This is a genomic window from Nostoc sp. DedQUE08, from assembly GCF_034530895.1.
In the GTDB taxonomy this organism is placed as follows: domain Bacteria; phylum Cyanobacteriota; class Cyanobacteriia; order Cyanobacteriales; family Nostocaceae; genus Nostoc.
The window spans coordinates 24,829-48,829 of record NZ_JAVRCD010000052.1; the positions used below are offsets into that span (position 1 = coordinate 24,829).

Sequence of the window (24,001 nt, forward strand, 5' to 3'; positions counted from 1 at the left end):
GCGTCCGTAAACAGCTTTCATCTAAGATTAATTACAGATGTATTTTTTGCCACGTAGATGAGGTAACTTTACGTTAACGCTATATAGTTGCTACAACGGTGAACTAATTAGTTCTTGATGGAAATTACCTAAAAATACTTTGACTGCTTTCTAACTATTATGTCGAGAGGAATATCAAGTAAATTTATCCCATTTCAGATGCTGTGCCGAAGCTCTGAGGGTTGGAAGCCCACTATTAGACTTCTCTTTTTGTTAGTGGGAGGGTGGTTAGTACTGATTCCCGACTCTACCCCAGCACAGGCACAAATCTCCAACCGCAACGTGCTACTGGCTCAAGAAACTGGTGAGATTTTACCGCCACCGCCAATTCCCTTTGGTCAACAACCATCACCGCAGTTACAACCAAGTCAAGCAGAGAACTTCAATCAACCGGAAGTCAACTTTCAGCCTACCCAACCAGTACAAAACAATCAATTTGAGCAGAATTTTCAACCCTCTCAACCATTACCAAACAATCAATTTGAGCAGAACTTTCAGCCTACCCAACCAGTACAAAACAATCAATTTGAGCAGAATTTTCAGCCCTCTCAACCTTCACAGTTTAGTCAATATAACCAGAACTTTGAGCGCTATTTAGTTTACGTTGATGGTAGTGATTTCCAGACACTACAAGCCATACGTCAGATTGAACCCAGTGCTTACATTCGCCAGTTCCAAGGCCGGACTGTAATTCAGTCAGGTGTTTTTAACAGAGTCGCCAACGCCCAACAACGGGTGAATGAGCTACAGTCACGAGGCATATATAACGCCCGAATTATCAGCTTTGGTAATGGACAGGAAATAAATGCAGACAATGGCAACTATAACTATAGAGACGATCGTAATAATATAAATTCTAATAGGCGAGTCTCTAGATATTATGTCGCCATTCCCACCACTTCCGAACAATTACCTGCGATCGCAGCACAACTTAGGCAGAATTTAGGCCAATTTACGCAAGATTTAGGACGATCTGGCGGAGTCCTCGAAAGGACGCAACCACGAGGCCCGCACGTAGCAGTCGGGCCTTTCCAAAATCGATTTCAAGCTGAGGAATGGAACAAATATATCCGAAATATCGGATACGGTAATGCCAGAGTTTACTACGGAAAGTAAATAAGTGAGGAGTTAGGAGTGAGGGAAGTACACCAACGGCAAGCGCTCCAATGTAAGTATTATAGAATTTTAGGCAAATCAGTTGTAAATCATACTACAGCTATCAGCCAAGATTTTTATAAAGACTCATACAAGTACAGTCAAAATGGATATAAAGAATGGCTTCGTTGGCGCTGTTGGCAACACCCCTTTAATTCGCTTAAACAGTTTTAGCGAAGAAACAGGGTGTGAAATCCTTGCGAAAGCAGAATTTCTCAATCCTGGAGGTTCCGTCAAAGACCGCGCCGCACTTTACATCATCGAAGATGCCCAAAAGAAAGGTTTACTTAAACCTGGTGGCACGGTTGTAGAAGGAACCGCTGGTAATACTGGCATTGGATTAGCACATATTTGCAACGCCAAAGGTTACAAATGCCTAATTATTATTCCCGATACCCAGTCACAAGAAAAGATAGACGCGCTGACAGCATTAGGAGCAGAAGTTCGTCCCGTCCCCGCCGTACCTTACAAAGACCCGAACAACTACGTCAAGCTATCGGGCAGAGTAGCTGCTGAGTTGGAAAATGCCATTTGGGCAAATCAGTTTGATAATTTAGCTAACCGCCTCGCCCACTACGAAACCACAGGGCCAGAAATTTGGACGCAGACAGATGGTAAAATAGATGCATGGACAACTGCAACCGGTACTGGTGGTACTTATGCTGGTGTAGCATTGTACTTAAAAAAACAAAATCCAGCAATTAAATGTGTTGTAGCCGATCCGCTAGGTAGTGGACTTTATAGCTATGTCAAAACTGGCGAAATCAAGATAGAAGGAAATTCCATCACTGAAGGCATCGGTAACGGTCGTGTCACAGCCAATATGGAAGGCGCACCTGCTGATGATGCCATTCAAATCGATGACCAAGAAGCTTTGCGAGTAGTTTACCAACTGCTGAGGAAAGATGGGTTGCTAATGGGCGGCTCAACAGGTATTAATGTTGCGGCAGCTGTTGCCTTAGCGAAGCAATTGGGGCCAGGACATACCATTGTCACCATCTTGTGTGATAGTGGTTCTCGGTATCAGTCGCGGATATTCAACCCGGAATGGCTAGCCTCAAAAGGACTTTCAATAAATTAGTTATTAGTCATTAGTCATTAGTCATTTGTCATTAGTTATTAGGCATTAGTCACTTGTACTGAGCCTAGTCGTTGGCGCAGCCTCTCCAAGAGTTTATTGGTCATTAGCTTCCAACTTTTGACAAAGGACAAATGACAAATGACAAATGACAAAGGACAAATGACAACTCAACCATCAAACTTCCCCACAATAGACCAACCCTCTTCTCCTAAATGTGTGCGGGTTTGTCAAAATCGTACTTGCAAAAAGCAAGGTGCAGCCAAGGTTTTAGCCGCTTTTACAGCTTTGCCAATCCCTGGTGTAACTGTAACGGCTAGCAGCTGTTTAGGACAATGTGGCAATGGCCCAATGGTGCTGATATTACCTGATATGGTCTGGTATAGCGGCGTTCACTCTGATGAAGTATCTCTACTGATAGAAAATCATTTGCTAGGTGGTCAAAGAGTCAAACAGATGCTCTATTATCGGTTTCATCCCCAGAAAGAAAGCTAAATTTTTAATATTAAGCTCTGCAATCTTTTTGACTGAAGTGAGGCATCCAATGAATATCCAGCAGCTGCGTCAATCCTTAAAACAAAAGTGGCTTATTTACTACAAGCAAAATATTTCCTGGCTGGTCAAAATGCGAATTTGGGCCACTTACGATGGTCTGCGCCGCCCTTTATCCGGTTTTATTTTGGCAACACTGTCTGTTTTAGAACCCCAGTTTGATGAAATACTTTCTTTTATGGTGGATCTGAATAACGATCCAGATAAAATAGTCGCTGCTTTAGGTCTTAACTTCAATCCCGATGAAGAGTTACGTTTAATCAAATCAGAGCATTCTATGGCTATAAGCCAAGTTGAAAGCGAGCCGCCAGATGAGAAGTATTCTGAGGATAAACATCTATCATCTGCTGTAACTGCCAGCAAGATTGCGCTTCATTCTCTTGCTAAGACTCTAGATTCCAACTTGTCACGCGCCGATGAACTTGTGCCATCAATTACAGCTACCACTGAAGTAGTTCGCACACGCAAACTTGAGTTGATAGTAGCAAATGGAACTAAAATTGCTCCAGATACTCCGGCAAAAACGCCATCCTCCAGTTTACTAAGGAAATATCAACCAGTACGCTGGCACTCTGGTCAGTTACCTTCACGAGAATCGGCGACAATGACTAGTGAGGTGAACAGCAAAGCCAAAACTATGCCATCTGTGGCGTTAGCTACTGAGGTTAAAAGCAACGCGCCACCTGTCCGAATCCCTGTGGGTGCATCGTTGGCAATTACCACTGGGATTTCTAGTAACAGCAAACCAGTGCGATCGCTAGCAATTACTACTGAGGTTAAAAGTAACGGCAAACAACCGAATATTCAACCACAAGAGGTTAAGAGCAAAATAAATTTACCAACTACAAATGCCCGTAGTATAGCTTCTTGGGTAGATGAATTTTGTTACGGTGCTGGGGAGAAAGAGAAAGATATCTTGATTTGAATTACTTACGGATATTCGTGAGAAACAAACGGGATTTCTATGACTTCACCCTCAGTTTCTCCCACTTTGACTTTTAAACCTACACCACCAGCTTTGGTGCGAATGTAACCTAGTCCAAAGTAACCATCAGCGGTTTGGGTGTAACTAGTAAGTTTGCCAACCTTTTCATCTGCAACTGCGATCGCACTTCCAACTTCCACAGGGGCATTGAGGCGGATACCTAAAAGGTGTTGTTTTACACCTTTATATGTATTTAACCGAGCAATAGTTTCTTGCCCAATATAGCAACCTTTAGTAAAAGAAATTGTTTGCCACAAACCCACTTCTAGAGGATTGTAATCATCTGTGAGTTCTGCATCTGGGGCGGGGCGGCCTTGTAAAATTCGCAAAGCATCCCAAGCGCGATCGCTCATTTCTACTGCTCCTGCTTCTAACAGTTTGTTCCACACTGTTTCTTTGTCAGTATAAGGGAAAGTTAAGGTGTATCCGGGCGCAGCTAACCCGCTACCTACAGCAATCCGCACTCCCTCGGCGGGAGCAATGGTGTATACTTGGTGATTACCGTAAGGTTGCCCGATGAGTTCGCTAATACCCAACTTTTCTAAAACAGCATCGCTTCCTGGCCCAATCAGGCTGAAGGTGTTGGTGTATTGTGTAATATCAGATAATTCCACCTTATCGGCATAGAAAATATATTTATCTAGCCATTCCATCAAAAACTGGCGGCGGTTAGGTGAAACCAGCAGGATTACCGCATCTTCTCTAACGTATGCGGTTACTAAATCAATTGTCCTGGCTGTGGAAGTAACAAAAACCGTATCACAACCTTGTCCTGGCTTGAGTATTTGGAAATTGTTAGTACTTTGGTTGTGTAAGAAATTGAGGCGATCGTCGCCAGCTACTTTAATCCGTCCCCAAGCGGTGCGATCGCATATTGCAATCCCAACTTTGGCGGCTTGGATAGCTGCTGCGTCTTTATCGTCAAGTGTAGATGTTGGCATAGCGATCAGAAATTGCCCTGTTTGAATGTTGTCGCACTGGAAATCTTAGCAAATAAGCGTTTGCGGCTTCAATCTACCTCTGGTTTTCTTCTAACGTTAATCAAAATCTTATCAACATCGCGATTTTGTGAAAAACATTAAAGCTGTCGTTAGCAAAATCATTCTTTTGTTGATGAAAATCGTGATTTTGTGAAGAACGTTAAAGCTGTCGTTAGTAAAATCATTATTTTGTTAAGAACATTAAACCTGTCGTTATAAGAGTGATAACGGCGATTCATGGCGATCGCTCTTTTTTAAGATTAGATTATTTAATGATGAAATTAGCGATCGCTATAATGGTATCGTGCCTGAATAAACTCGATTCGGTCATCACTTACTACGTAAACAATCCGGTCAGTTTGAGTGATTCGGCGCGACCATACATTTGCATCATAGTATCTCAATCTTTCAGGATTGCCTGTACCTTCAAAGGGATTCCGCCTAATCTCTTCAACTAAAGATAAGACGCGGAGTGCAGTTTTTCTATTTGTTTCTACCCAGTAGGTAAGGTCTTCCAGAAACTTCCAGTCAAAAACGAGGTTGCGTTCTAAATTATCCTCTTGAGAAACTTCAGATTGGGGAAGTGCATCTGGTTCTAAATTATCCGACATTAAATTTATTTACTCTTCTTCGTAAAGCGAGAACTCTTTACGCAACTCGTCTATAGTTTGAGGCATATTAGTCTTAGCCTTAACACGTTGTAAAGCATCTAAAAGACGTGCTGCATTCTCAGGTGATTGGAATAAATATGCTGTCTCTATAATGCTATTAAGTTCCGCAGTAGGTATGACGGATACACTTTCTGCACCTTCACGATTAACAACTACAGGTTCACGAGTGCTAATTGCCTCTTCGTAAATTTTTTCAAAATTATTGCAAGCTTCGGTATAGTTTGTTTTATTAGACATTTTTTGTTCCTTAATTTATCTGTTAGTCTTTGCTGGCAGGTAACTAAAGAGTTGCTTCAGCTTGAATTTCTTGAATGATGGTTAAAATTTCCTCTTTCGATTCAATATGCCTTGCTAGAACTTCAGCAGTTGATTCAAGTACGCGCTCAGAAAATAATTTAGCTAAATCTTGCCGCAAACTCTGCCCAATGTAAAACTTGATTAATGCTTCAAGTGTCATATCTCGATTAGCTGCAACTTTTTTGAGCGATTCCAATGTATCTATTGGTATCTTTATTGATAGTGTTTCTGTAGGACGAGGTTTTAAGTGTAGTTCGAGTTCTTCATCAGGCTTGTTCATATAACTTTCTTTCTGTGCTAGTAGCTGGACGGGCAGAAATAATGCGTGTTCGCTTACTGCGTTCTAGATAAACTACGAGCAATAAGCGTTGAGAAAGAGAATAACCCAAGATTAAATCACGCTGTTCATTATTAACGGTAGCATCACCCACTTGGTAGAAAGGGTCAAAGAATACCTCTGTCGCTTCTTCAAATTTAACACCATGTTTTTCGATGTTGCTTCGTGCTTTATTTTCATCCCATTCAAATTCAACACCTTGTAGACGATAAACAATATCCATCTATGAATTTTGCTTTTGCATTAAGCGCTAATAGTAATATTTTATCAAGATTATATTTATTGACTTTGTTAAAAAGGTATATCAATATCATCAGATACTTGGTTCCAGTCCATATCTAGTAAAATTCTCCCAAAGTACCTAATAATTTCTTCTAACACCTCTCTTGAATCTATGAACATTTGCCATGTATAATCGAATTCTTTATCTTCCCAAATACATAGGTAGCTTTTACTATCGCTCAAATTGTATTCACTAAATCCATCTAAACATATTGTGCTTAAATCATTTGTAATATGATCATACATCTCTAAATTTGGTCGTTCACTAAGATAATAATTACCTATTGTTTTTCTTTCAATTTCTAAGATGTTCCAGTATTTAGGATTAAGTGAATCCAAAAATAAATCTGCTTTACCGGGTAATACTAAGAATCTTCCTGCTGTTTTCTCGAAGAAAATGTGAGGTAAATCTACCCAATAGTGAAAATTTAGCAGATAGGGATCTAAAATAAGTTTATTAATAGAAATACTTAAAGCGTCTAGACTTTGTTTGAGAAATAGTTGATATCGTTTATCTCTCTCTCCAGGATTTTTAAGTCTATACCCTATACATCGTGATGCCTTGTTCATCTTAAACTTTTGCTCAAAACCGAGCGCTTCAAGTATATTGATAGCCAAAAACATCAATTCCTCTCCAGACTCTTCTACAATTTCGTCACCTGACAAAGCTAAAGAAGTCACGCCGTCATAGTTTATCTTTTGCGGTTGGTTGCTAGCTTCATTAGTAATAGCAGGAGAGCAATTACTTACCCACTCAGGTTTGTACTTGAGAAATAAAGCCTTTAACTTGTCTCTTAAAGGGCGATCGCCTGGAAATTCGCTTTTAATACCAAAATCTTTATATACATTTGAGATTTGCTTGCGTACAGTTCCTTCCGCACGTCCCCTAGACTGAGCAATCTCATCATTAGTGTATCCAGCCAGCAAATACTTCAACACCTCTACCTTACGAGGTGCTTTCCTTAGCATTTCTAGAGCTTCATTAAACTGCCGACTATTCATACTTTTCAGAATACCGCATTTTCTTTAATCTGCGTACTTTGCGTATTGCGCGTATTCAGATTTTTTTATAGGTGTCCATTGCTTTGCGTATCTGCGTAATGAGCATCATATACACAAGAGCGTTTGAGTAAACCAATGGAAAATGATTCTAGATTTGTTCAATTAGAAATACCAGGAATGGAGCAATTTCTTGTCCAAAATAAAACTGTCTCAGAAATAACTAAGATGACTCCACAAGCTATTACAAATATTTCGGCTAAGAGTCCAGATAATCAAATCACATTCTATCAATTAGAAATACCAGGGATGGAAGAATTTATCGCCAAATTGAAAACACAGTCAGAATCTAACAACTCAATTGACTACAGCCGTATGAGTAAAGATTTTGCTGCTTGAAGAAAAAGCGAATCGCCTTATCTCATAAGCCCACACAAGTGGGCTTTGTTCGTGTATTCTATTGTCAGGGCTTCAACTATCTGGCAATTTAGCAAACGCCTGCTCAACTAACTTCTTTGACTTAGCATCCAAACGCAGCCAATCGACTTCACCGAATTCATCGATTAAACTAGTATCAATATCAGCAACTTCCTTCTGTGGGGTGTATTCAATAAAACACACCTGATAACACAGTTCCCACAAATCGATACTCGCTTCTTGCTGTTGACGCTGCAAACGTAGATGATATCCTGGATGGGGCATCGGCAGACGAGCCAGAGTTCCTCTGATTTCATCTGCTTCTTGGGGTGTTGCAGTTTCGATTGCTTGCAATAGCTCAGTCACCAATGCTTTGATTTCATCAGTGGTGCTAGGCGGCCAAATCAGGACATCATGGTAAGTTCCTGTCCAAGAAGATTGATCGAGCTGCTTGCGGATATTGTCGATAACGCGAATGAAAGCAGGTTGCATGAGGATTTCAGCCTGCTGCCATGCAACTGGATTTGTTATTTTAGGTGGCATTGGTAATACACAGGGGCACTAAAAGAAAAATAAACAGTCTGCGTTTATTAAAAAGCTGCGTTTTTAATCTAAATCTTTTCTCAAGATAGCGGATTTCAATGAAGAAAATTTGGAGATATTTATTACCAGCTGGAAAATTAGGTAATAACTCTGGGGAGAGAATATGATCGGCAAGCTACTAGACCATCGTTACCAAGTAATTAGAGTCCTCGCGATGGGAGGATTTGGTCAAACATACATTGCCCAAGATACTAGGCGACCAGGCAATCCTATCTGCGTTGTCAAGCATCTCAAACCCGGAACTGACCCCAGAGTTTTTGATACTGCTAAACGCTTGTTCAGCAGTGAAGCCGAAACTTTAGAAAAACTGGGCAACCATGACCAAATACCCAGGTTGCTGGCGTACTTTGACGAAAACCAAGAATTCTATCTAGTACAAGAATATATTGAAGGACATACCCTAGCTGAGGAACTTATACCTGGCAAGCGCTGGAGTGAAAGCCAAGTAATTCAACTGTTGCAAGAAGTTCTAGAAATTCTGGAATTTGTCCATCGCCAAGGCGTGATTCACCGCGACATCAAACCGGATAATATCATTCGCCGTGCCTCAGATAATAAGTTAGTTTTAGTTGATTTTGGAGCAGTGAAACAACTGCGTACACAACTGGTAACAGTGGGCGGACAAGCATCTGCGACAGTGGTTATCGGTACTCCTGGCTATATGCCTACAGAACAAGGGCAAGGTAAACCCCGTCCTAACAGCGATATCTATTCCCTTGGCATCATCGCCATTCAAGCATTAACAGGATTACAGCCAACAGAATTGCAAGAAGACCCGGAAACAGGGGAAGTTATCTGGCAGCATTCAGTAACTGTGAACCATCAACTGGCGGCAGTATTGTCCAAGATGGTGCGTTATCACTTCAAAGACCGCTATCAAAATGCTACGGAAGCACTGCAAGCGTGTAAAGACGCGATTAATCCAGTACCTGCACTTTCCACACCTCAAGAAGCCGCCAACAATTTTAGTTACCAAGCAGCCAAATCTCAGCCTCAAGTATCTCGCCTGCAAACTATTGCAGTTGCACCAGCAAATCCTATCCCTGCCAAACCTGAGCGTAAAGACTCTAGTAAATCCGACCCCTGGCCGATATTAATTGGCATATTACTAGCGGGTGGTGCAGCTGCCTTGGTAGCAAATGTATATCCAAATGTGAAAAATTTTGCTTTAAATCTTACAGGTAAGGATACGGCTTTAGCAAACAAATGCTCGGCTGTTGTTGTCGGAAATTCTAATATCCGTTCTGAACCTAGTTCGATAAATTCTAATAATATTGTGCAAACTGTTGCTAATAACACCAATTTCGAGGTGACTGGCAAGCGAACAAAAGCAGGTTGGATAGAAGTTAAGCTTAAATCTGGTCGTTTGGCTTGGGCACACCCGACCGTGATAACTAATAATCAGGAATGGGGTTCTTGCCTACGCGAAAAGGGCATTGCAACTAGGATTGTAGATGATAGTAGCTTGATTGCGACTCGAACTATTCCGCAGCCAAAACCAAAATCTCAGGATGTGGTAACTCCAATACCAGAAAAGCCGAAGAAGTCAACTGATGATGCTGAGAAATCACAACGATCGCAGCCTAATGATAACAGTGCCAATATTGTAGAACAAGCAAAAAAGAAGTATGATTCAGGGGATATAATTGGAGCGATCGCACTTTTAAGATCGGTTCCGGCAAATGCTGCTTCTGGTATCCAAGAGACGAGCAAAATGATTGCCCAGTGGCAGTCAGATTGGGCAAAGGCAGAGGCAGTATCTAATGAAATTAATAAAGCAATAGATGATGGTAAATGGGATAAAGTTTTAGATTATAGAAACCATCCAGAAAAGTTACCTAATACTAAATACTGGCGAAATAGAATAGAACCATTATTTAAACAAGCAGCCGAAAATCTGGCAAAACAAGCACTAACTCAGCTAGAAAATCAAGGTAATCAGAAAAATACCCAACAGAAACTTCCCGATACTAAGCAACCTTAAACCACAGAGAGTCCCAATAGCACACAAACTCCTAAAAGCAGCTTTTAAAAGTTATCAGTAAACACAGTTTATATCGTTCCCAGCCAGAAACTGGGAACAACTAAATTCGGGCTGCCATCGCCCGAATTCGCAGCAGCAGCCCAATAAATATCGTTTCCAGATATAATCTGGAAACGATATTTATCTGTGGTTTTATTTTCCCTATCCGTGCATCTCGTCGTATTCTTGGGCTTCAACTCGTCTTGCTTCCATCCGCGAAGCAGGCAGAAACTCAGCACGACGGACTGGAACCAAGGGCGGTGTATTTCCTGGGTAAGGGTGAATCACTTGTACAGTACGGGCTGGACGCTGCCGTGGCGAGAACAAAGCCAATACACCAGCGACGACAACACCACCACCAATAGTTAGAGTTGCACCTCCCACAGCCCAAAGCACAGGTGAAGACCACCAAGAACTTTGAGGCTGGAATGCTGTTACTTTTTGTTGGTTATACTGCTGGGCTTGTTGCCACTGCTGCTGAGTATTGAAATTTTGAACTTGACCTTGGAGTTGTTGATTTTGCACCTTCAGCTGTTCATTGTCGTTTTTTAAACGCTCCAACTGCATCTGCGTGTTCAGTTTCTCCATCTCCAGACGCTGGTCAGTATTGGGAGTAGTCGGTGGCTGAACTTGACCGGGATACATTGGTTGCCCATAAGGCCCATAAGGATACATTTGTGGCTGCATTCCCGGCGCTACTACAGTCCCTGGCATTTGCGGAGCAACAGCAAAGTTAGGCTGTAGAGGGGTATTTGTTCCTTTGAGCAATACCAGAGCCGCCAGCCCAGCTACAGCAACCCCACCGATAAACGCCATACTCTCACTCATCGCCTTTGCTCCTCAATTGCGACCTAATTATAACTATTTGTGACTGACTCACTCTCACACTCATAAATTATGCCTACTTAATTTCACATAATACTCAAACTATAAGCGACCGGATCGGCTAGTTTTTTTACATCATGATATCTGATGTTAATATTCAAGACCATAACGGTCAAATTGTCTACCAAACAAGCATACAAAAACTGCACTGTTATACTTTTTTAATCTACTTTCTCCGTCTAATCAAGAGAAGTATTTGTGCTGGTGCTGGTGGTCTGGATGGCTGCCTTGAGACTTTGGCAAAATTGGGCGATCGCCGAAAGTCCTTGCTCTGGTGTGCCTTGGGCTAACCGTTTAACAACAGCGCTACCCACGATCGCGCCATCTGCGCCCCATTCCCTTACCTGTCGGGCTTGTTCGGCTTCAGATATGCCAAAGCCGACTGCGATCGGTTTATCAGTAACACTACGAATTTGTTTGAGTAAATCGGACACGCGGTTTTCCAGTTGCGATCGCACCCCTGTAACCCCAGTCACACTGACTAAATAAATAAATCCTTGAGAAGAACGAGCGATCGCTTCGATCCGTTGGGCAGAACTAGTGGGAGCTACCAACAAGATTACGTCAATTCCCATCTCACTAGCTGCTTGGAGCAATCCTGCTGCTTCTTCTAAAGGCAAGTCAGGTATTACCAATCCTGCGACTCCAGCAGCAGCAATTTGCCCAAGAAATTTTTCAATTCCCCGGTGCAAAATTGAGTTGTAATAGATTAACAGAATAATCGGCGATCGCAATTTGGGAGTAATCCCTTGCAGCATTTCTAGCACCTGCTCTAACTTCGTACCCCTTTGCAAAGCACGGGTAGCAGCAGCTTGAATGACTGGCCCATCAGCCAGAGGATCGGAGTAGGGTATACCCACTTCTATAATGTCGGCTCCACTACGATCTAAAACCTGCAAGGCTTTTGCTGTTGTTTCTAAATCTGGATCGCCAGCAGTGATAAACGGAATCAGAGCGCACTCACGATTGTGCCCAAGAGTTTTAAAGCAATCAGAAATCGCAGTCATTTAGTCAAGTATCAATAGTCAGTGGTCAGTGGTCATTGGTCATTGGTCATTGGTCATTGGTCATTAGTAAAGGACAAATGACTAATGACAAAGGACAAATAACAACTGACCAATGATAACTTTACACCTGAGATTGCTCTTCTTGTTCTATTTCGGCTTGAATTCGTGCTAGTTCTTCGGGAGTAAGCTCGTCTAGCCGCTTTTGCAGAAAGTCTTGCTCATACTGTTCCCGCTGTTGGTGGTAGGTCATTTTTTGTCCCACCGCACGGAAAAAATAGGTGGCTAACCAGCCAACTAAGGCACTGACTAGCAAGACTTGGCTCCATATACCAGCTTTTTGATTATCCAAACCGACTAGCTGCAATCCTAAGTATGCCAAACCGCCGGCAATAAAAACACCCAAGCCAATTCCAATCGCGTCAATCCGTCGCATGAGAGTTATGACCTACCAATCTCGTTAAACTTGAACTTGTCGCCGTTGGGGTCGAAAATTTGCAAACGGCGATAGAACCAACAGACCCGGAAAGAAGAAAAACACCAAAAAGTACATAAAGACACGCTCAATAGAGCTAGCTACATACCAACGCTGCTTCAGGTACAGCAAAACAGCAATGGGGATTACCAGAAGGTAAGCTCCAGCCAAAATCAGATATAGCAGGGCGACAATCATAACTTTCAAGTCTTAAGCATCTGTTTTCCATCATAGGCTGAAGAGACAGACTCAGAGAAGTATAGTCATAATGCTTTCAAAATAACTGCGCCAGAATTCCTCGAAACCGCTAACGAAGAGGCGAAAGCGCAGCTTTGGCGGGCTGGAGTACTTTTACTGAGGACGATTCAACGGATTTCATGACAAAAGCTAATATCATGCTATTATGTGAATCCACTAACAAAAAATGCTCTAGTCAGACAAAATCGAAAACTCATCCAGATGATTACGAGAAAACTAAGAAGACTTTCAACTCTCTGAAGCGATCGCCCAATCTGGAAAAAATATTTTCAATCTAGTTGGACAAAAGACACAATTGATGGTGGAATAGATAAGGAGGTATTTGCTACCTCTAAAAAATAACTAGTTACACTAGTTGCCAAACACCTTTGGGGGTGTGGCGGAATGGTAGACGCTACGGACTTAAATAATTGAGCCTTGAAAGAGAAATCCTTCAAGTGGAAGCTCTCAAACTCAGGGAAACCTAAATCTGGTGACAGACATGGCAATCCTGAGCCAAGCCGAAAAAAGTCCTGAGTCATGTTAGGGGTAGCGAGGCGTTTAGCCCGTGTCAAGTGGTGAGTAAATTTAAACTCATAACTGCTAACTCCTAACTCATGAACTGTTCGGAAGGTGCAGAGACCCGACGGGAGCTACCCTAACGTTAAGTCGAGGGTAAAGGGAGAGTCCAATTCTCAAAATCTGAGCAGGCTACTGTCATCAGGTGCAGTGAAAACTGCGGGAGAATGAAAATCCGTTGACCGTAAAAGGTCGTGTGGGTTCAAGTCCCTCCACCCCCACTAAAAATTTAAAATACCTAAAGGCTTCAATTGTGACTTTACCTGTACAGTGACTAATTATTTGTCGTCAGTGACAGATTAATGTCGTTGAGTCAGATTATCTGTCATCGTGACAAATTAGATGTCGCTAGTTTAGCGGTGAAAAATTCATGTCGCTAATAATACACTTTGTAATTATTATACAAAGCAACTAAAACGAGGGGGTGAAGGGACTTGCTTTCAACTCGCCCCTAAGTTTAATAATAATTACTGAAACCTAACACTAATCCTGTTTGAAAGATTTTTAAATCCTCCCATTGCTGAGAGGATGGTTGCAACGCGACCTACCGCATTATTTCCACCCACGGACAATGCCTTTCAACCCTCCCATTGCTGAGAGGACGGTTGCAACGTGTCACCGTTGCTGAACATGAATCGTCGCCACTTTCAACCCTCCCATTGCTGAGAGGACGGTTGCAACTGCTGCCATCTTTAACCCTTGTATAGAAGGGTTTTAAGACCAGAGCTTTGAATGCTTTGAATTAATCTGCCGTAGCTCCAGGAGTGGACGTTAACTCGATACTGTTTGGCGTATTTTTGCTGAACTTCTACAGAGCCTGGACATTTTGCTTCGGCTATGGCTTGAATTTCACTTTGGACAATCTCCCGCATATCCCCTAGCTTAGGCAAAACGATGCTGCCAGCTTTGTAAGTTTGAGCGATCGCAATAATTTCTTTAGCTAATAATCTGTCTACATACTGCCCTAACTCAGATGCCCCAAATTGATTGGGACGAGAAACTTTTTTGTGCTTTGTGGCGAGCGTGGGATAACGATCGCTGTTGTCGTCTCTGGCGATTTAGGAGTTCGTAATTTTCACCTAGTAATTGCCTGATGCTGCGGTAAGCCAAGACTTTATTTGCGATCGCATTTACTACGGCGATCGTTGCAGGTTTTTCTAGTCCCAGGCTGACTCCGACCAAAATGTGTGATTGACCTTGGTAAAGGAGTTTACTAGGGCGCTCAAAGGAATTATTAATTCGACTTAAAGTTGATTCTTTACGTTTAATAAAAGCTTGCTGTGTTTCCCTGAGTCCACTTTTAGCCTTCATGTTGGTGATGAATTTGGTAATTTCATCAGTTTTTTCCTGGCGAACCTGTTCTGTTCCTTCAGCAGTCCAGAGGCGATTGTCAACACAGCAATAGAGAGTCAAGTGATTAAGATTCCAAGGTTCGCCTTTACCTTCACCTTCTTGCCAAGCTAGACGACCATTTCTGAGTGTGAACAAACCACTTGAATGCTGATTTTTGCTTTGGCGTTTAGTTTGTTGGTCTTCTAAGAAGCGTTTAAACCAGTGCAGTTGACGGCGATCGCAGTACACCTCAAAAGTTAAATCGCTTAAGCCATTGAAGTGAACACATAACCTACCTTTTTCGTTTGTTGACCAAACTAGGTCTTCGTTCGTTTCATAAACCAGAGGAAAAGGGACAGAACTAGATCGGCTTAAGAGAATATCCTGTTGGCGTTTAGCTTCAGTATTGTCTTCTGGAACAGTGGTTGTAGCAGTGAGCAGTGTCTCCAACCATCTACCATTAGTTAAATCTCGACCTTTGGGAATTCGACTTGTTAGCTTTTCAGTTAGCCTTTGAATTTGGATTTCTAGCTTACGACGGCGTTTATCAAATTTTTCTGGATCTTCTTCTTTTTCTTCATTGAGTTTGCAGCCATTTTTGAGCAAATAGCTGATGGCGCTACGACTGAGTATATCGTCGGTTTCTTGGTAAGTCTCAAATAATTTATGAGATAAGCTTCGATCGGGATTGGAAGCCGATAATTTTTTGGATTTTTTAGTCTTTCTTCTTTTAGTTAAAGGAGCATTAGATTCAGATTCTGGCGTAACCATTGCCAAAATTTCAGCAGCTTTGGTACGAATTACCTCTAAGCTACAATCGCTCATTTCTACTAATTCAGTATCGCTATTGAGCATTTCTAGCCAGCGTATCTTGCCATCTAGCTGTTGCTGTAGACGTTTCTGAATCGCTAACCAAGATTTGTATATGTAATCTACAACATGAATTGCTGATAGATAGAAGCGGCTGGGCTGACCTGTAAAGCTAGGGTCAGTTTTCAGGGGTTGGCAAAGCTGACTAACAACAGTTGACGGCAGTTTGCCATTTTTTCGCCATTTCTCAAAATCTTGGTGTTTACTAAGCTGTTGAAGTAGTTCGTTAATCAGGGGTGTGTTTAATTCTGCCATTAACTTCCAGAGTTTTTGGCGGGTAGATTCACTGGCAATTAGGCGACATTGAATAGTAATTTGGCTCATAAAAATAAAATATCATAAAAACACATTATGTTATACAAAAAACCAGTGTGTTTTAAGAAATGCTTCTATAGGATGATTCTTATGGAAGGAAAGTTCTACACAAGCACAGAAGCAGCAGAAATTACTCATTGCTCTCGCCGCCAGTTGCAGTATTGGCGGGAGAAGGGAGTTATAGTACCTACGGTTAACAGTACTGGCAAAGGTCGTAATGTTTACTATTCCAAAGCTGACCTGTTGGTGTTAACAGTAATGGAGCAGTTGCTGTCAATTGGGTTAAACTTTGAGGTTTGCCATGCAGCTTTGGAAACACTGCGCGAACAGGAACCTTGGTTATTTAATGAGTCTGTCCCCGAAGAAAAGATGAAGCGGCTAATGTTATTAACCACGCGATCGCCTGAACAACCTTTACAATTGGCAGAGTTTGACAAGCAAGTAGCGCTAGAAGCACTTTGTCAGGGGCAGACTGTGATTCCTTTTTGGTGCGATCGCATTCATCAACGCTTGCGAGAGAATCTCAGAAGCTTTGAGCGGTAGAGGAGCGGCCACCGGATTCAGTGAGAAGCCAATATCCTGATATTCCCTGACGAGATATTGCCGGAATGTGAGATAAACTGATTCATGATTATTTCAATACAGATGTAGAAGTTATCTGGAAAGCGGTTCAGAAGGATGTTCCTCAATTGAAAACAATGATCTCTGGAGTTTTAAAAGATTTGAGCAGTTAAGCTACTTTTAACTTCAAGAGATCTAGATGAGGTGATGGGACTCAAACAAAGGTAAAACAGATTTTCTAATGATGAGTAGCTCAGAAGAGAACGAACTCCCAGCATCTTGGGCTATTGCACGAATAGCTGATGTGACAATACCAGTAGAGAAGATTAATCCTGAGAGTGAGCCAGACAAACCCTTTATTTATATAGATATATCAGGCATAGATAATCAAACTAACCGAATTGATCAGGTTAAAACTTATCAAGGCTCTGATGCTCCATCAAGGGCAAGACAACTTGTTAAATATGGAGATACTCTTTTTTCAACTGTCAGAACATACTTAAAGAACATTGCACTAGTCCCAAAAAAATTTGATAACCAAGTTGCATCAACAGGTTTCTCAGTTTTAAGGGCATCAAGGTTTATAAACAATGTTTATTTGTTCTTTTATACGTTAAGCAGTACCTTTTTGCAAGGATTAGAGGCTTTTCAACGAGGTGTAAGCTATCCTGCTGTGAGGGATAGCGATATTAGAAACCAATCTATACCAATTGCTCCACTTGATGAACAAAACCGTATTGTTGCAAAAATTGAGGAACTTTTTTCTGAGCTTGATAAAGGTGTTGAATACCTAAAAACTGCTCAGGAGCAACTCAAGGTATATCGTCAGTCGGTGTTGAAATATGCTTTTGAAGGCAAACTTACTAAGCAGTGGCGCGAAACTTATTCTGACCAATTAGAAACGGCTAATCAACTGCTAGAGCGTATCCAACAGGAGCGTGAAAGCCTCTATCAACAGCAGCTAAATGAGTGGGAAGAATCGACTAAAATTTGGGAAGAAAATGGCAAGGAGGGTAAAAAGCCTGGTAAGCCTCAAACGCCCTTGAATATTTCTTCCTTAACTGAAGAAGAATTAGTGAATTTACCGGATTTACCAGAGACATGGTGTTGGATTAAATTCTCCGTCTTATCTGAAAGGATTCAAATTGGACCATTCGGTTCTTTATTACATAGATCGGACTATGTTAGTAACCAAGTACCAATCGTAAATCCAGTTCATATTAGAAATCAGAAAATTGAGCCAGATTGGAGTTTGACAGTTACCGAAAAAAAGGTAAATGAACTCTCCAATTACATTATGTATCCTGGAGACATTGTCATGGGACGAAGAGGCGAAATGGGTCGATGTGCAGTTATAACCGACGAAGAAAGAGGTTTCTTGTGTGGTTCAGGAAGTCTTTTTATCAGACTATTACCCGGCATCAATCCAATTTTCTACTGCTATTTATTAGGTTCGCAAAGGTTAAAGAATTATTTGTCAGACCAAAGTGTTGGAACTACGATGCAGAACCTTAACCAAGAAATTATTCATAATCTTCCTGTTCCTCTATGTAGCCCTATCGAAATCCAAAAAATTATTGAAGAAGTTGACAGAAGGACGGCCTTAATAACTGAGGTAGAGAATCTTATAGAAAAGAATCTTCTATCATCTGAAATTTTGAAGCAAAGTATACTCAAAAAGGCTTTTTCTGGGCAACTAGTACCACAAGGTTCAGGAGATGAAAATGCAGCAGTGTTACTTGAAAGAATCAGAGAGGCTAGAAGGCATCAACAAGAACATCAAGTTCCTGTACCTAAACCAAGAAAACAAGTTGCTATGAAGAAAAATTTGTCAATTATTGAAGTATTACAAGAGCTGAATGGTTTGGCAACAGCACAGGATGTGTGGCGACGCTCTAAACACCAAGAAGATATAGAGGGCTTTTATGCGGAACTTAAAAAGCAGATAAACAATGGGGTTATTGAAGAAGTAGAAGAATTGAGAGAAGAAAAAAAATCCTATTTAAGACTAAGAAATGCGAATTGATAAAGTTTATATAGAAAATTTCAAGAATCTGATCGAGTTTGAGATCGATCTGGCAGAAGGTTTTATGGAAACTGTGCTTCTTGGTCAGAACGCTACAGGCAAATCAAACCTAATTGAAGCGTTGGTTTTAATATTTAAATATCTAGATCTTGAGGGAATGCCAAGCTTTTCATACAAAATTGAATATGTTTGTCGGAGTCACAAAGTAAAAATAGAGTTCGATACTAAACGTAGTTTCTACATAGATGACAATAAAATTACGATAAAAGATTTCTATGCCAGAAAGAATGAGTATTTGCCCAAATATGTATTCACCTATTATTCTGGTGTCAGCAACAGATTGGAAGAACATTTTAATGATCATCAGAAGAAATTCTATGACAAAATTATCAAGCCTAGTGTTGATGCCGCAGAAATTGAAGATCTGCGTAAACTCTTTTACGTTCGTCTGATTCATAGCTACTTTGTCCTTTTAGCTTTTTTCTCTTTCGAGGATGACGAATCAAGCCAGTTTTTAAGGAAGTATCTTGATATTGACGATTTAGAAAGTATTCTATTTGTTTTAAAAGACCCTGAATGGAAAGGTAATGATGACCCAAGATTTTGGGGCGCAACTGGTTTGGTTAAAGATTTTTTAGATAAGGTTTGGAATTATTCAACAGCACCTATTTATTATATTGACAAATATTCTCTGGACTTTAGAAAACAAATAGATCAACCAAGACTCTATCTTTATGTTAGTGATAAAAACAAGCTTAAAGAAATTGCTAAGTTCTATACAAGTAATACTGAATTCTTTAAAGCACTAGAAAGCACCTATATTTCAAATTTGATTCAGGAAATTAAGGTAAAAGTCAAAAAGCGAAATATCCGAGGTGAATTGACTTTTAGAGACTTGAGTGAAGGGGAACAGCAATTACTTACAGTTTTAGGCTTGTTGAAATTCACTAAGGATCAAGAGTCACTAATTTTGCTAGATGAACCAGATACTCATCTTAATCCTTTATGGAAATGGCAATACTTAAAGTTATTACAGGAGGTCGTTCAAAAGCATGAAACAACACAAATAATTCTGAATACTCATGATCCTTTAGTCATTGGAAGTATGACCAAAGAACAAGTAAGGATTTTCAGAAAAGATGAGGACACTGGACGAACAATCGTATTTGAACCTGAAACCGATCCAAAGGGTTTAGGTGTAGCTGGCATTTTAACTAGTGAGTTGTTTGGTCTCCCTACAACTTTAGATGAAGAAACACAAAGAGCCTTGGATCATAAGCATAGATTAACTGCTAAGGAACAGCAAGGAGGATTAAGCAGTGAAGAGAGGAAAGAATTAGATGAGGCTCTCCAGAAATTAGAGGGATTAGGGTTTACAAGAACATTTAGAGATCCTCTTTACCAAAAGTTTGTAACTGCTTGGCATCGACAAGAAAGATTTCAGAAACCTACTCTCACACTAGAAGATTTGAAAGAACAGAATGAGCTTGCACTATCTCTCCTTAACGAAATTATGGAGGCAGAACAGTGAGGCATATCCCTCTAAAAGAAAATCCTCCTCCTAGTAGATTAAGAAAATGGCTAACTAAAGCTGAAAACTTAACCCAAGCTCTCATCTCTGAAACCGATTCTGCAAAGCGCAGGGAAATTATTGAGAGCAATAGTGAGGTTTGGAGAAATAAAGCTCTTAAAAAATATTTGATGCAATTATCTGATGGTAAATGTTGGTATTCAGAAGCTAGAGAGGTTTATTCTCATTACCACGTTGACCATTTCAGACCAAAGAGTGAAGCTTTAGATTTAAATGGAAAAGACCAAGGCGGTTATTGGTGGCTTGCATTTGATTGGACAAATTATCGAATCTGTGGAAGTGTTGGCAATACGAAAAAAGGAGCAAAATTTCATGTCAAGAGAAATAAAGCAAGCTGCCATACGGATTTATGTGAAGATGAAATAGTTTGCTTTCTTGATCCAACAGATGAAGACGACACACTCAAACTTACTTTTGATAAAACTGGAACTATCAAGCCCTCATCAGTGGACGAAAGTGACTGGGATTACGAAAGAGCCAAGTATACAATTGAGAATTTAGACTTGAATTATGAGCCTTTGAAGGAAGCAAGAAAGGATTTATGGGATACATGTGAATCCAAGCTTAATGAACTTCAGCATTTAATGAAGGAATATAACAAAAATCCATCTGCATCAAAAAAGGGGCAGATTCAATCCAAGCTAGAAGAATTAAGAACGCTGACAAAGCCAAAATCAGAATTCTCTGCGGTTGCAATTAAATGCTTATTGTCTTCAGATATTGAATGGGTTCAAAAGTTAGCGCTGACAGCAGCTTGAGGCAATAAATTATGTCCACCTCTCAATCAATCGTTGCCAAAGTTTGGAATTTCTGTAACATCTTGCGTGATGCAGGAGTCAGCTATGGAGACTATCTGGAACAACTCACCTTCCTGATTTTCCTGAAAATGGCGGATGAATACGCCAAACCACCTCATAATCGTGATCTAGGAATTCCTGCTGAATACACCTGGCAAAGCCTAAAAGCTAAACGTGGCGATCAGCTTGAGGTTCACTACACCAAGTTGCTCCGTGAACTAGGCAAAAAGAAGGGAATGTTGGGCAAAATCTTCATCAAAGCCCAAAACAAAATTCAAGATCCAGCGATGTTGTCTCGCGTCATTGAGATGATCGACAACGAAGACTGGGTATCTATGAGTGCCGATGTTAAAGGCGACATTTATGAAGGCTTGCTGGAAAAAAATGCCGATGATACCAAGTCTGGAGCAGGGCAATACTTCACTCCTCGCGCATTGACCAAAGCAATAGTCGAGTGCCTACGTCCTGAACTAAGCAAAACGATTGCTGATCCTGCTTGTGGTACAGGTGGCTTCTTTCTAGCTGCTCATAACTTCATTCATGAGAACTACGAACTGAACGAGTCTCAAGCACAATTCCTCAAGCATGAAACCTTTTATGGCAATGAAATTGTTCCCAGCACCTATCGCCTATGCTTGATGAATCTTTTCCTGCATGAGATTGGCGAGATCGACAAAGAACCAACTATCTCTCTTAGCGATGCCCTAGTAAAGCCGCCGATCCAACACTTTGACTATGTGCTGGCTAATCCTCCCTTTGGTAAGAAAAGCAGTATGACCTTCTCCAAAGAGGACAAAGAGCAAGGAGAGGATCTGGTTTACAATCGCCCAGATTTTGACGCAACGACCTCAAACAAGCAGCTTAATTTCGTCCAGCATATCAGGACAATGTTGAAGCCCAGTGGAAAAGCAGCGATCATTGTACCTGATAATGTACTTTTTGAGGGGGGAGCAGGAGAAACAGTTCGTAAGTCTCTACTTCAAAAAACTAACCTTCACACTATCCTACGTCTACCTACTGGTATCTTTTACAAGTCAGGGCTAAAGGCAAACGTTATCTTTTTTGATAACAAACCTGAATCTGAAGCTCCCCAAACCCAAGAAATTTGGTACTACGATTTCCGTACCAATGTTCACTTTACCTTACGAAAAAATCCCTTAAAATACGGGAATCTACAGGATTTTGTCAATTGCTACAACTCCAAATACCGTTCTAAGCATCCGTCAGTTTGGTCATCTAAAAAACCAGATGGACGTTGGCGTAAGTTTACCTACGATGAATTGGTTGCCAGAGACAAAACAAGCTTAGATATTTTTTGGTTAAGAGATGAAAGTCTATACGATCTGGATAATCCACCAGAACCTGATGTGCTAGCGGCAGAAATCATCGAAAATCTGGAAGCAGGCTTAAACAGCTTCAGAGAAATCTTGAATGGGCTTGGCTGTGAGGATGTGCAGTGAAATTCTCAGAGGTGACATCGCCATCCTTCAGCAACCCAACCGTTAATCAAGAAAAATACTTCACTCAAATAGCTTTCTGATACTCCCCCATCTCCCCAAACAGCAACCGACAGCGATCGCAACATCCATCCTCCCACAATGCAGGCATTTTCAAAGGTGCTTGACAATTGGGACACTTCGCTAAAATTTTGAGTTGATGGCAATCCCACTTCCATACAGATTTATATTGCCATTCAATCGCTTTGTGTCAAGGACAAACAGTGATTCCTTTCTGGTGCGATGTCTACGGCGCGTTACGCTAACGCATTCATTAACAATTGAAGGCAAATGCTGAAGGTTTTGGTAGCTGATTTGACATTGATTTTTATTCCACTGCTTGCTGAACAAAAACGCATTGTAGAGAATAGGACTTACGCATTGACAGAATCATGATTATGTGTATTAAAGTCCAACTTCTGTTTTAAGTGTTCTAAGATAAAATCACGAGCGACTTGAAGAGACAAGTTTCTCTGGATTTGGTACCAGTTTTCAATTAACTCTTCTGCTCGCATTAACTCTAAGTGGATAAATGCACGAATGGCACTAAAAAAGTGAGTATTAATAGCCTCAGTTGTTCTCACCATAAAACGTTCAATACCACATACCTGTTTAATAGCTCTGTGGTAACATTCAATTCCCCAATGGATTGCATGTAATTCCTTAAATTCCACTTGAGTAATTATAATTAGTGCATCTTCATTCGGTACAAACATTATGTAGTATTTAGGACTTACGCACTATACAAATCAACCAAAACGTGTACTACGGTATTTAGTCTTTTCAGAGGCTTCAGATAACCCTGATTTATTCCGACATTTGCGATCGCTGGATGCAAAACATGGCTAAAATACCCAAATTGTGTTTAGTACTTATGTACGATGCGTAAGTCCTAATTATAAAAAAATTCGGTGCTTTTCTGCTTTCTATGCTTGATTGGACTCACGGCAAGCTTATCCTTCCAATTTGGACTAGCGGCAAAGTTATGGTTCCAAACTGTCAATTTCATCCAAAATTAGCTGACGCAAGAATGAGGTTTATACTGTTGTTGGCGGCAAAGTTATGCTTCCAGGCGCGGCAAAGTTATGGGTAAAGTCACAGCATCTTCAAAATCCATCAAAATGCGATCGCTTGAGCTTCTGTCATTGTTTACAACCCATATTCTTCTAAACCGCTATAACCTTTACTGAGTAAGGATTTAATGGATGACATTAATTTGTCACGGCGACAAATAATTAGTCACTGTACAGTATGGGCGGGTTATATCTAAATTTATAGATAAACTCGCCCATATACATATATTTATGTGTGGTTTTTTCTATGGATAAACAGGTAATTTTACTGAACCATTTGATGAAGAATTAAACAATTTATCTTTAATACTTTATTTATAGCCCTAGTTAATCAAATTTATG

Annotated in this window: 27 protein-coding genes; 12 read left to right on the forward strand and 15 right to left on the reverse strand. The window is 40.8% G+C overall.

Annotation, left to right across the window (positions count from 1 at the left end):
- The first annotated feature begins 198 nt into the window (after positions 1-198).
- The 4 genes from RMY64_RS27495 to RMY64_RS27510 all read left to right on the forward strand — a co-directional run bounded on the left by RMY64_RS27495 (position 199) and on the right by RMY64_RS27510 (position 3,749).
- Positions 199-1,155 (forward strand): hypothetical protein, encoded by a 957-nt coding sequence (locus tag RMY64_RS27495; RefSeq protein WP_322673362.1) that lies wholly within the window; start codon positions 199-201, stop codon positions 1,153-1,155.
- 145 nt (positions 1,156-1,300) lie between these two features.
- Positions 1,301-2,275 carry a cysteine synthase A gene (locus RMY64_RS27500; protein ID WP_322701672.1) on the forward strand — a complete coding sequence of 325 codons (975 nt, stop codon included), beginning with the start codon at positions 1,301-1,303 and terminating at the stop codon, positions 2,273-2,275.
- A gap of 159 nt (positions 2,276-2,434) precedes the next feature.
- The gene (locus RMY64_RS27505; RefSeq protein WP_322673410.1) at positions 2,435-2,767 is read left to right on the forward strand and encodes a (2Fe-2S) ferredoxin domain-containing protein; all 333 of its coding nucleotides are present in this window, start codon (positions 2,435-2,437) and stop codon (positions 2,765-2,767) included.
- 49 nt (positions 2,768-2,816) lie between these two features.
- On the forward strand, positions 2,817-3,749 hold the full coding sequence (locus tag RMY64_RS27510; protein WP_322673364.1) for a DUF5331 domain-containing protein: 933 nt from the start codon (positions 2,817-2,819) through the stop codon (positions 3,747-3,749).
- A 5-nt stretch (positions 3,750-3,754) separates the two neighbouring features.
- On the opposite strand, the gene RMY64_RS27515 is transcribed toward RMY64_RS27510, so the two are convergent.
- The 6 genes from RMY64_RS27515 to RMY64_RS27540 all read right to left on the reverse strand — a co-directional run bounded on the left by RMY64_RS27515 (position 3,755) and on the right by RMY64_RS27540 (position 7,378).
- On the reverse strand, positions 3,755-4,750 hold the full coding sequence (locus RMY64_RS27515; protein ID WP_322673365.1) for a folate-binding protein: 996 nt from the start codon (positions 4,748-4,750) through the stop codon (positions 3,755-3,757).
- A gap of 320 nt (positions 4,751-5,070) precedes the next feature.
- Entirely contained in the window at positions 5,071-5,400 is a 330-nt protein-coding gene (locus tag RMY64_RS27520; protein ID WP_322673366.1) for a Txe/YoeB family addiction module toxin, read from the reverse strand.
- A 9-nt stretch (positions 5,401-5,409) separates the two neighbouring features.
- On the reverse strand, positions 5,410-5,697 hold the full coding sequence (locus tag RMY64_RS27525; protein WP_094347188.1) for a type II toxin-antitoxin system Phd/YefM family antitoxin: 288 nt from the start codon (positions 5,695-5,697) through the stop codon (positions 5,410-5,412).
- Between the two features lie 43 nt (positions 5,698-5,740).
- Positions 5,741-6,037 carry a hypothetical protein gene (locus RMY64_RS27530; RefSeq protein ID WP_322673367.1) on the reverse strand — a complete coding sequence of 99 codons (297 nt, stop codon included), beginning with the start codon at positions 6,035-6,037 and terminating at the stop codon, positions 5,741-5,743.
- Positions 6,024-6,317: a BrnT family toxin gene (locus tag RMY64_RS27535; RefSeq protein WP_322673368.1), complete on the reverse strand. Its 294-nt coding sequence runs from the start codon at positions 6,315-6,317 to the stop codon at positions 6,024-6,026. Before RMY64_RS27535 ends, RMY64_RS27530 begins: the two co-directional genes overlap by 14 nt.
- A gap of 68 nt (positions 6,318-6,385) precedes the next feature.
- Positions 6,386-7,378 carry a helix-turn-helix transcriptional regulator gene (locus RMY64_RS27540; RefSeq protein ID WP_322673369.1) on the reverse strand — a complete coding sequence of 331 codons (993 nt, stop codon included), beginning with the start codon at positions 7,376-7,378 and terminating at the stop codon, positions 6,386-6,388.
- A gap of 135 nt (positions 7,379-7,513) precedes the next feature.
- Between RMY64_RS27540 and RMY64_RS27545 the strand changes: the two genes are divergently transcribed.
- A complete protein-coding gene (locus RMY64_RS27545; protein ID WP_322673370.1) occupies positions 7,514-7,774 on the forward strand; it encodes a hypothetical protein in 261 nt (86 codons plus the stop codon).
- A gap of 72 nt (positions 7,775-7,846) precedes the next feature.
- Here RMY64_RS27545 and RMY64_RS27550 read toward each other — a convergent pair whose 3' ends face one another.
- Positions 7,847-8,335, reverse strand: coding sequence for a hypothetical protein (locus RMY64_RS27550; protein ID WP_322673371.1), 489 nt, complete (start codon positions 8,333-8,335; stop codon positions 7,847-7,849).
- Between the two features lie 163 nt (positions 8,336-8,498).
- On the opposite strand from RMY64_RS27550, the gene RMY64_RS27555 reads away from it, so the two are divergent.
- Positions 8,499-10,379, forward strand: a complete 1,881-nt coding sequence (locus tag RMY64_RS27555; protein ID WP_322673372.1) for a serine/threonine protein kinase — start codon at positions 8,499-8,501, stop codon at positions 10,377-10,379.
- 201 nt (positions 10,380-10,580) lie between these two features.
- Here RMY64_RS27555 and RMY64_RS27560 read toward each other — a convergent pair whose 3' ends face one another.
- The 6 genes from RMY64_RS27560 to cas12k (RMY64_RS27585) all read right to left on the reverse strand — a co-directional run bounded on the left by RMY64_RS27560 (position 10,581) and on the right by cas12k (RMY64_RS27585) (position 16,124).
- Complete coding sequence (locus tag RMY64_RS27560; protein WP_322673373.1) at positions 10,581-11,246, reverse strand: heterocyst differentiation related protein; 666 nt, start codon at positions 11,244-11,246, stop codon at positions 10,581-10,583.
- A 236-nt stretch (positions 11,247-11,482) separates the two neighbouring features.
- The gene (trpA, locus tag RMY64_RS27565) at positions 11,483-12,310 is read right to left on the reverse strand and encodes a tryptophan synthase subunit alpha (RefSeq protein ID WP_322673374.1); all 828 of its coding nucleotides are present in this window, start codon (positions 12,308-12,310) and stop codon (positions 11,483-11,485) included.
- Positions 12,311-12,431: 121 nt separating this feature from the next.
- Positions 12,432-12,743 carry a DUF3007 family protein gene (locus RMY64_RS27570; protein ID WP_094347180.1) on the reverse strand — a complete coding sequence of 104 codons (312 nt, stop codon included), beginning with the start codon at positions 12,741-12,743 and terminating at the stop codon, positions 12,432-12,434.
- A gap of 24 nt (positions 12,744-12,767) precedes the next feature.
- The gene (ndhL, locus tag RMY64_RS27575; protein ID WP_094347179.1) at positions 12,768-12,980 is read right to left on the reverse strand and encodes an NAD(P)H-quinone oxidoreductase subunit L; all 213 of its coding nucleotides are present in this window, start codon (positions 12,978-12,980) and stop codon (positions 12,768-12,770) included.
- Between the two features lie 1,310 nt (positions 12,981-14,290).
- Positions 14,291-14,656 (reverse strand): type V CRISPR-associated protein Cas12k, encoded by a 366-nt coding sequence (cas12k, locus tag RMY64_RS27580; RefSeq protein ID WP_322701684.1) that lies wholly within the window; start codon positions 14,654-14,656, stop codon positions 14,291-14,293.
- Positions 14,568-16,124, reverse strand: coding sequence for a type V CRISPR-associated protein Cas12k (gene cas12k, locus RMY64_RS27585; RefSeq protein WP_322701673.1), 1,557 nt, complete (start codon positions 16,122-16,124; stop codon positions 14,568-14,570). Before cas12k (RMY64_RS27585) ends, cas12k (RMY64_RS27580) begins: the two co-directional genes overlap by 89 nt.
- Before the next feature lie 81 nt (positions 16,125-16,205).
- Here cas12k (RMY64_RS27585) and RMY64_RS27590 point away from each other — a divergent pair, with 81 nt between their 5' ends.
- From RMY64_RS27590 to RMY64_RS27610, 6 genes are all read left to right on the forward strand, one after another.
- Positions 16,206-16,658 (forward strand): MerR family transcriptional regulator, encoded by a 453-nt coding sequence (locus RMY64_RS27590; RefSeq protein ID WP_322701674.1) that lies wholly within the window; start codon positions 16,206-16,208, stop codon positions 16,656-16,658.
- Positions 16,659-16,738: 80 nt separating this feature from the next.
- Entirely contained in the window at positions 16,739-16,849 is a 111-nt protein-coding gene (locus RMY64_RS36920; protein WP_416212163.1) for a HepT-like ribonuclease domain-containing protein, read from the forward strand.
- A gap of 68 nt (positions 16,850-16,917) precedes the next feature.
- Complete coding sequence (locus RMY64_RS27595) at positions 16,918-18,702, forward strand: restriction endonuclease subunit S (protein WP_322701675.1); 1,785 nt, start codon at positions 16,918-16,920, stop codon at positions 18,700-18,702.
- Positions 18,692-20,233 (forward strand): AAA family ATPase, encoded by a 1,542-nt coding sequence (locus RMY64_RS27600; RefSeq protein ID WP_322701676.1) that lies wholly within the window; start codon positions 18,692-18,694, stop codon positions 20,231-20,233. Before RMY64_RS27595 ends, RMY64_RS27600 begins: the two co-directional genes overlap by 11 nt.
- On the forward strand, positions 20,230-21,051 hold the full coding sequence (locus tag RMY64_RS27605; protein ID WP_322701677.1) for a retron system putative HNH endonuclease: 822 nt from the start codon (positions 20,230-20,232) through the stop codon (positions 21,049-21,051). Before RMY64_RS27600 ends, RMY64_RS27605 begins: the two co-directional genes overlap by 4 nt.
- 11 nt (positions 21,052-21,062) lie before the next feature.
- Positions 21,063-22,550, forward strand: coding sequence for a class I SAM-dependent DNA methyltransferase (locus RMY64_RS27610; RefSeq protein WP_322701678.1), 1,488 nt, complete (start codon positions 21,063-21,065; stop codon positions 22,548-22,550).
- Positions 22,551-22,555: 5 nt separating this feature from the next.
- Here RMY64_RS27610 and RMY64_RS27615 read toward each other — a convergent pair whose 3' ends face one another.
- Complete coding sequence (locus RMY64_RS27615) at positions 22,556-22,717, reverse strand: hypothetical protein (RefSeq protein WP_322701679.1); 162 nt, start codon at positions 22,715-22,717, stop codon at positions 22,556-22,558.
- Positions 22,718-22,960: 243 nt separating this feature from the next.
- Positions 22,961-23,302, reverse strand: coding sequence for a transposase (locus tag RMY64_RS27620; protein WP_322701680.1), 342 nt, complete (start codon positions 23,300-23,302; stop codon positions 22,961-22,963).
- Between the last annotated feature and the right edge of the window lie 699 nt (positions 23,303-24,001).

Excerpts from the sequence above, each read along its gene's own strand:
- RMY64_RS27495 (WP_322673362.1), top strand. The coding sequence starts at position 199 with ATGCTGTGCCGAAGCTCTGAGGGTTGGAAGCCCACTATTAGACTTCTC.
- RMY64_RS27500 (WP_322701672.1), top strand. The coding sequence starts at position 1,301 with ATGGATATAAAGAATGGCTTCGTTGGCGCTGTTGGCAACACCCCTTTA.
- RMY64_RS27505 (WP_322673410.1), top strand. The coding sequence starts at position 2,435 with ATGACAACTCAACCATCAAACTTCCCCACAATAGACCAACCCTCTTCT.
- RMY64_RS27510 (WP_322673364.1), top strand. The coding sequence starts at position 2,817 with ATGAATATCCAGCAGCTGCGTCAATCCTTAAAACAAAAGTGGCTTATT.
- RMY64_RS27515 (WP_322673365.1), bottom strand. The coding sequence starts at position 4,750 with ATGCCAACATCTACACTTGACGATAAAGACGCAGCAGCTATCCAAGCC.
- RMY64_RS27520 (WP_322673366.1), bottom strand. The coding sequence starts at position 5,400 with ATGTCGGATAATTTAGAACCAGATGCACTTCCCCAATCTGAAGTTTCT.
- RMY64_RS27525 (WP_094347188.1), bottom strand. The coding sequence starts at position 5,697 with ATGTCTAATAAAACAAACTATACCGAAGCTTGCAATAATTTTGAAAAA.
- RMY64_RS27530 (WP_322673367.1), bottom strand. The coding sequence starts at position 6,037 with ATGAACAAGCCTGATGAAGAACTCGAACTACACTTAAAACCTCGTCCT.
- RMY64_RS27535 (WP_322673368.1), bottom strand. The coding sequence starts at position 6,317 with ATGGATATTGTTTATCGTCTACAAGGTGTTGAATTTGAATGGGATGAA.
- RMY64_RS27540 (WP_322673369.1), bottom strand. The coding sequence starts at position 7,378 with ATGAATAGTCGGCAGTTTAATGAAGCTCTAGAAATGCTAAGGAAAGCA.
- RMY64_RS27545 (WP_322673370.1), top strand. The coding sequence starts at position 7,514 with ATGGAAAATGATTCTAGATTTGTTCAATTAGAAATACCAGGAATGGAG.
- RMY64_RS27550 (WP_322673371.1), bottom strand. The coding sequence starts at position 8,335 with ATGCCACCTAAAATAACAAATCCAGTTGCATGGCAGCAGGCTGAAATC.
- RMY64_RS27555 (WP_322673372.1), top strand. The coding sequence starts at position 8,499 with ATGATCGGCAAGCTACTAGACCATCGTTACCAAGTAATTAGAGTCCTC.
- RMY64_RS27560 (WP_322673373.1), bottom strand. The coding sequence starts at position 11,246 with ATGAGTGAGAGTATGGCGTTTATCGGTGGGGTTGCTGTAGCTGGGCTG.
- trpA (WP_322673374.1), bottom strand. The coding sequence starts at position 12,310 with ATGACTGCGATTTCTGATTGCTTTAAAACTCTTGGGCACAATCGTGAG.
- RMY64_RS27570 (WP_094347180.1), bottom strand. The coding sequence starts at position 12,743 with ATGCGACGGATTGACGCGATTGGAATTGGCTTGGGTGTTTTTATTGCC.
- ndhL (WP_094347179.1), bottom strand. The coding sequence starts at position 12,980 with ATGATTGTCGCCCTGCTATATCTGATTTTGGCTGGAGCTTACCTTCTG.
- cas12k (WP_322701673.1), bottom strand. The coding sequence starts at position 16,124 with ATGAGCCAAATTACTATTCAATGTCGCCTAATTGCCAGTGAATCTACC.
- RMY64_RS27590 (WP_322701674.1), top strand. The coding sequence starts at position 16,206 with ATGGAAGGAAAGTTCTACACAAGCACAGAAGCAGCAGAAATTACTCAT.
- RMY64_RS27595 (WP_322701675.1), top strand. The coding sequence starts at position 16,918 with ATGATGAGTAGCTCAGAAGAGAACGAACTCCCAGCATCTTGGGCTATT.
- RMY64_RS27600 (WP_322701676.1), top strand. The coding sequence starts at position 18,692 with ATGCGAATTGATAAAGTTTATATAGAAAATTTCAAGAATCTGATCGAG.
- RMY64_RS27610 (WP_322701678.1), top strand. The coding sequence starts at position 21,063 with ATGTCCACCTCTCAATCAATCGTTGCCAAAGTTTGGAATTTCTGTAAC.
- RMY64_RS27620 (WP_322701680.1), bottom strand. The coding sequence starts at position 23,302 with ATGTTTGTACCGAATGAAGATGCACTAATTATAATTACTCAAGTGGAA.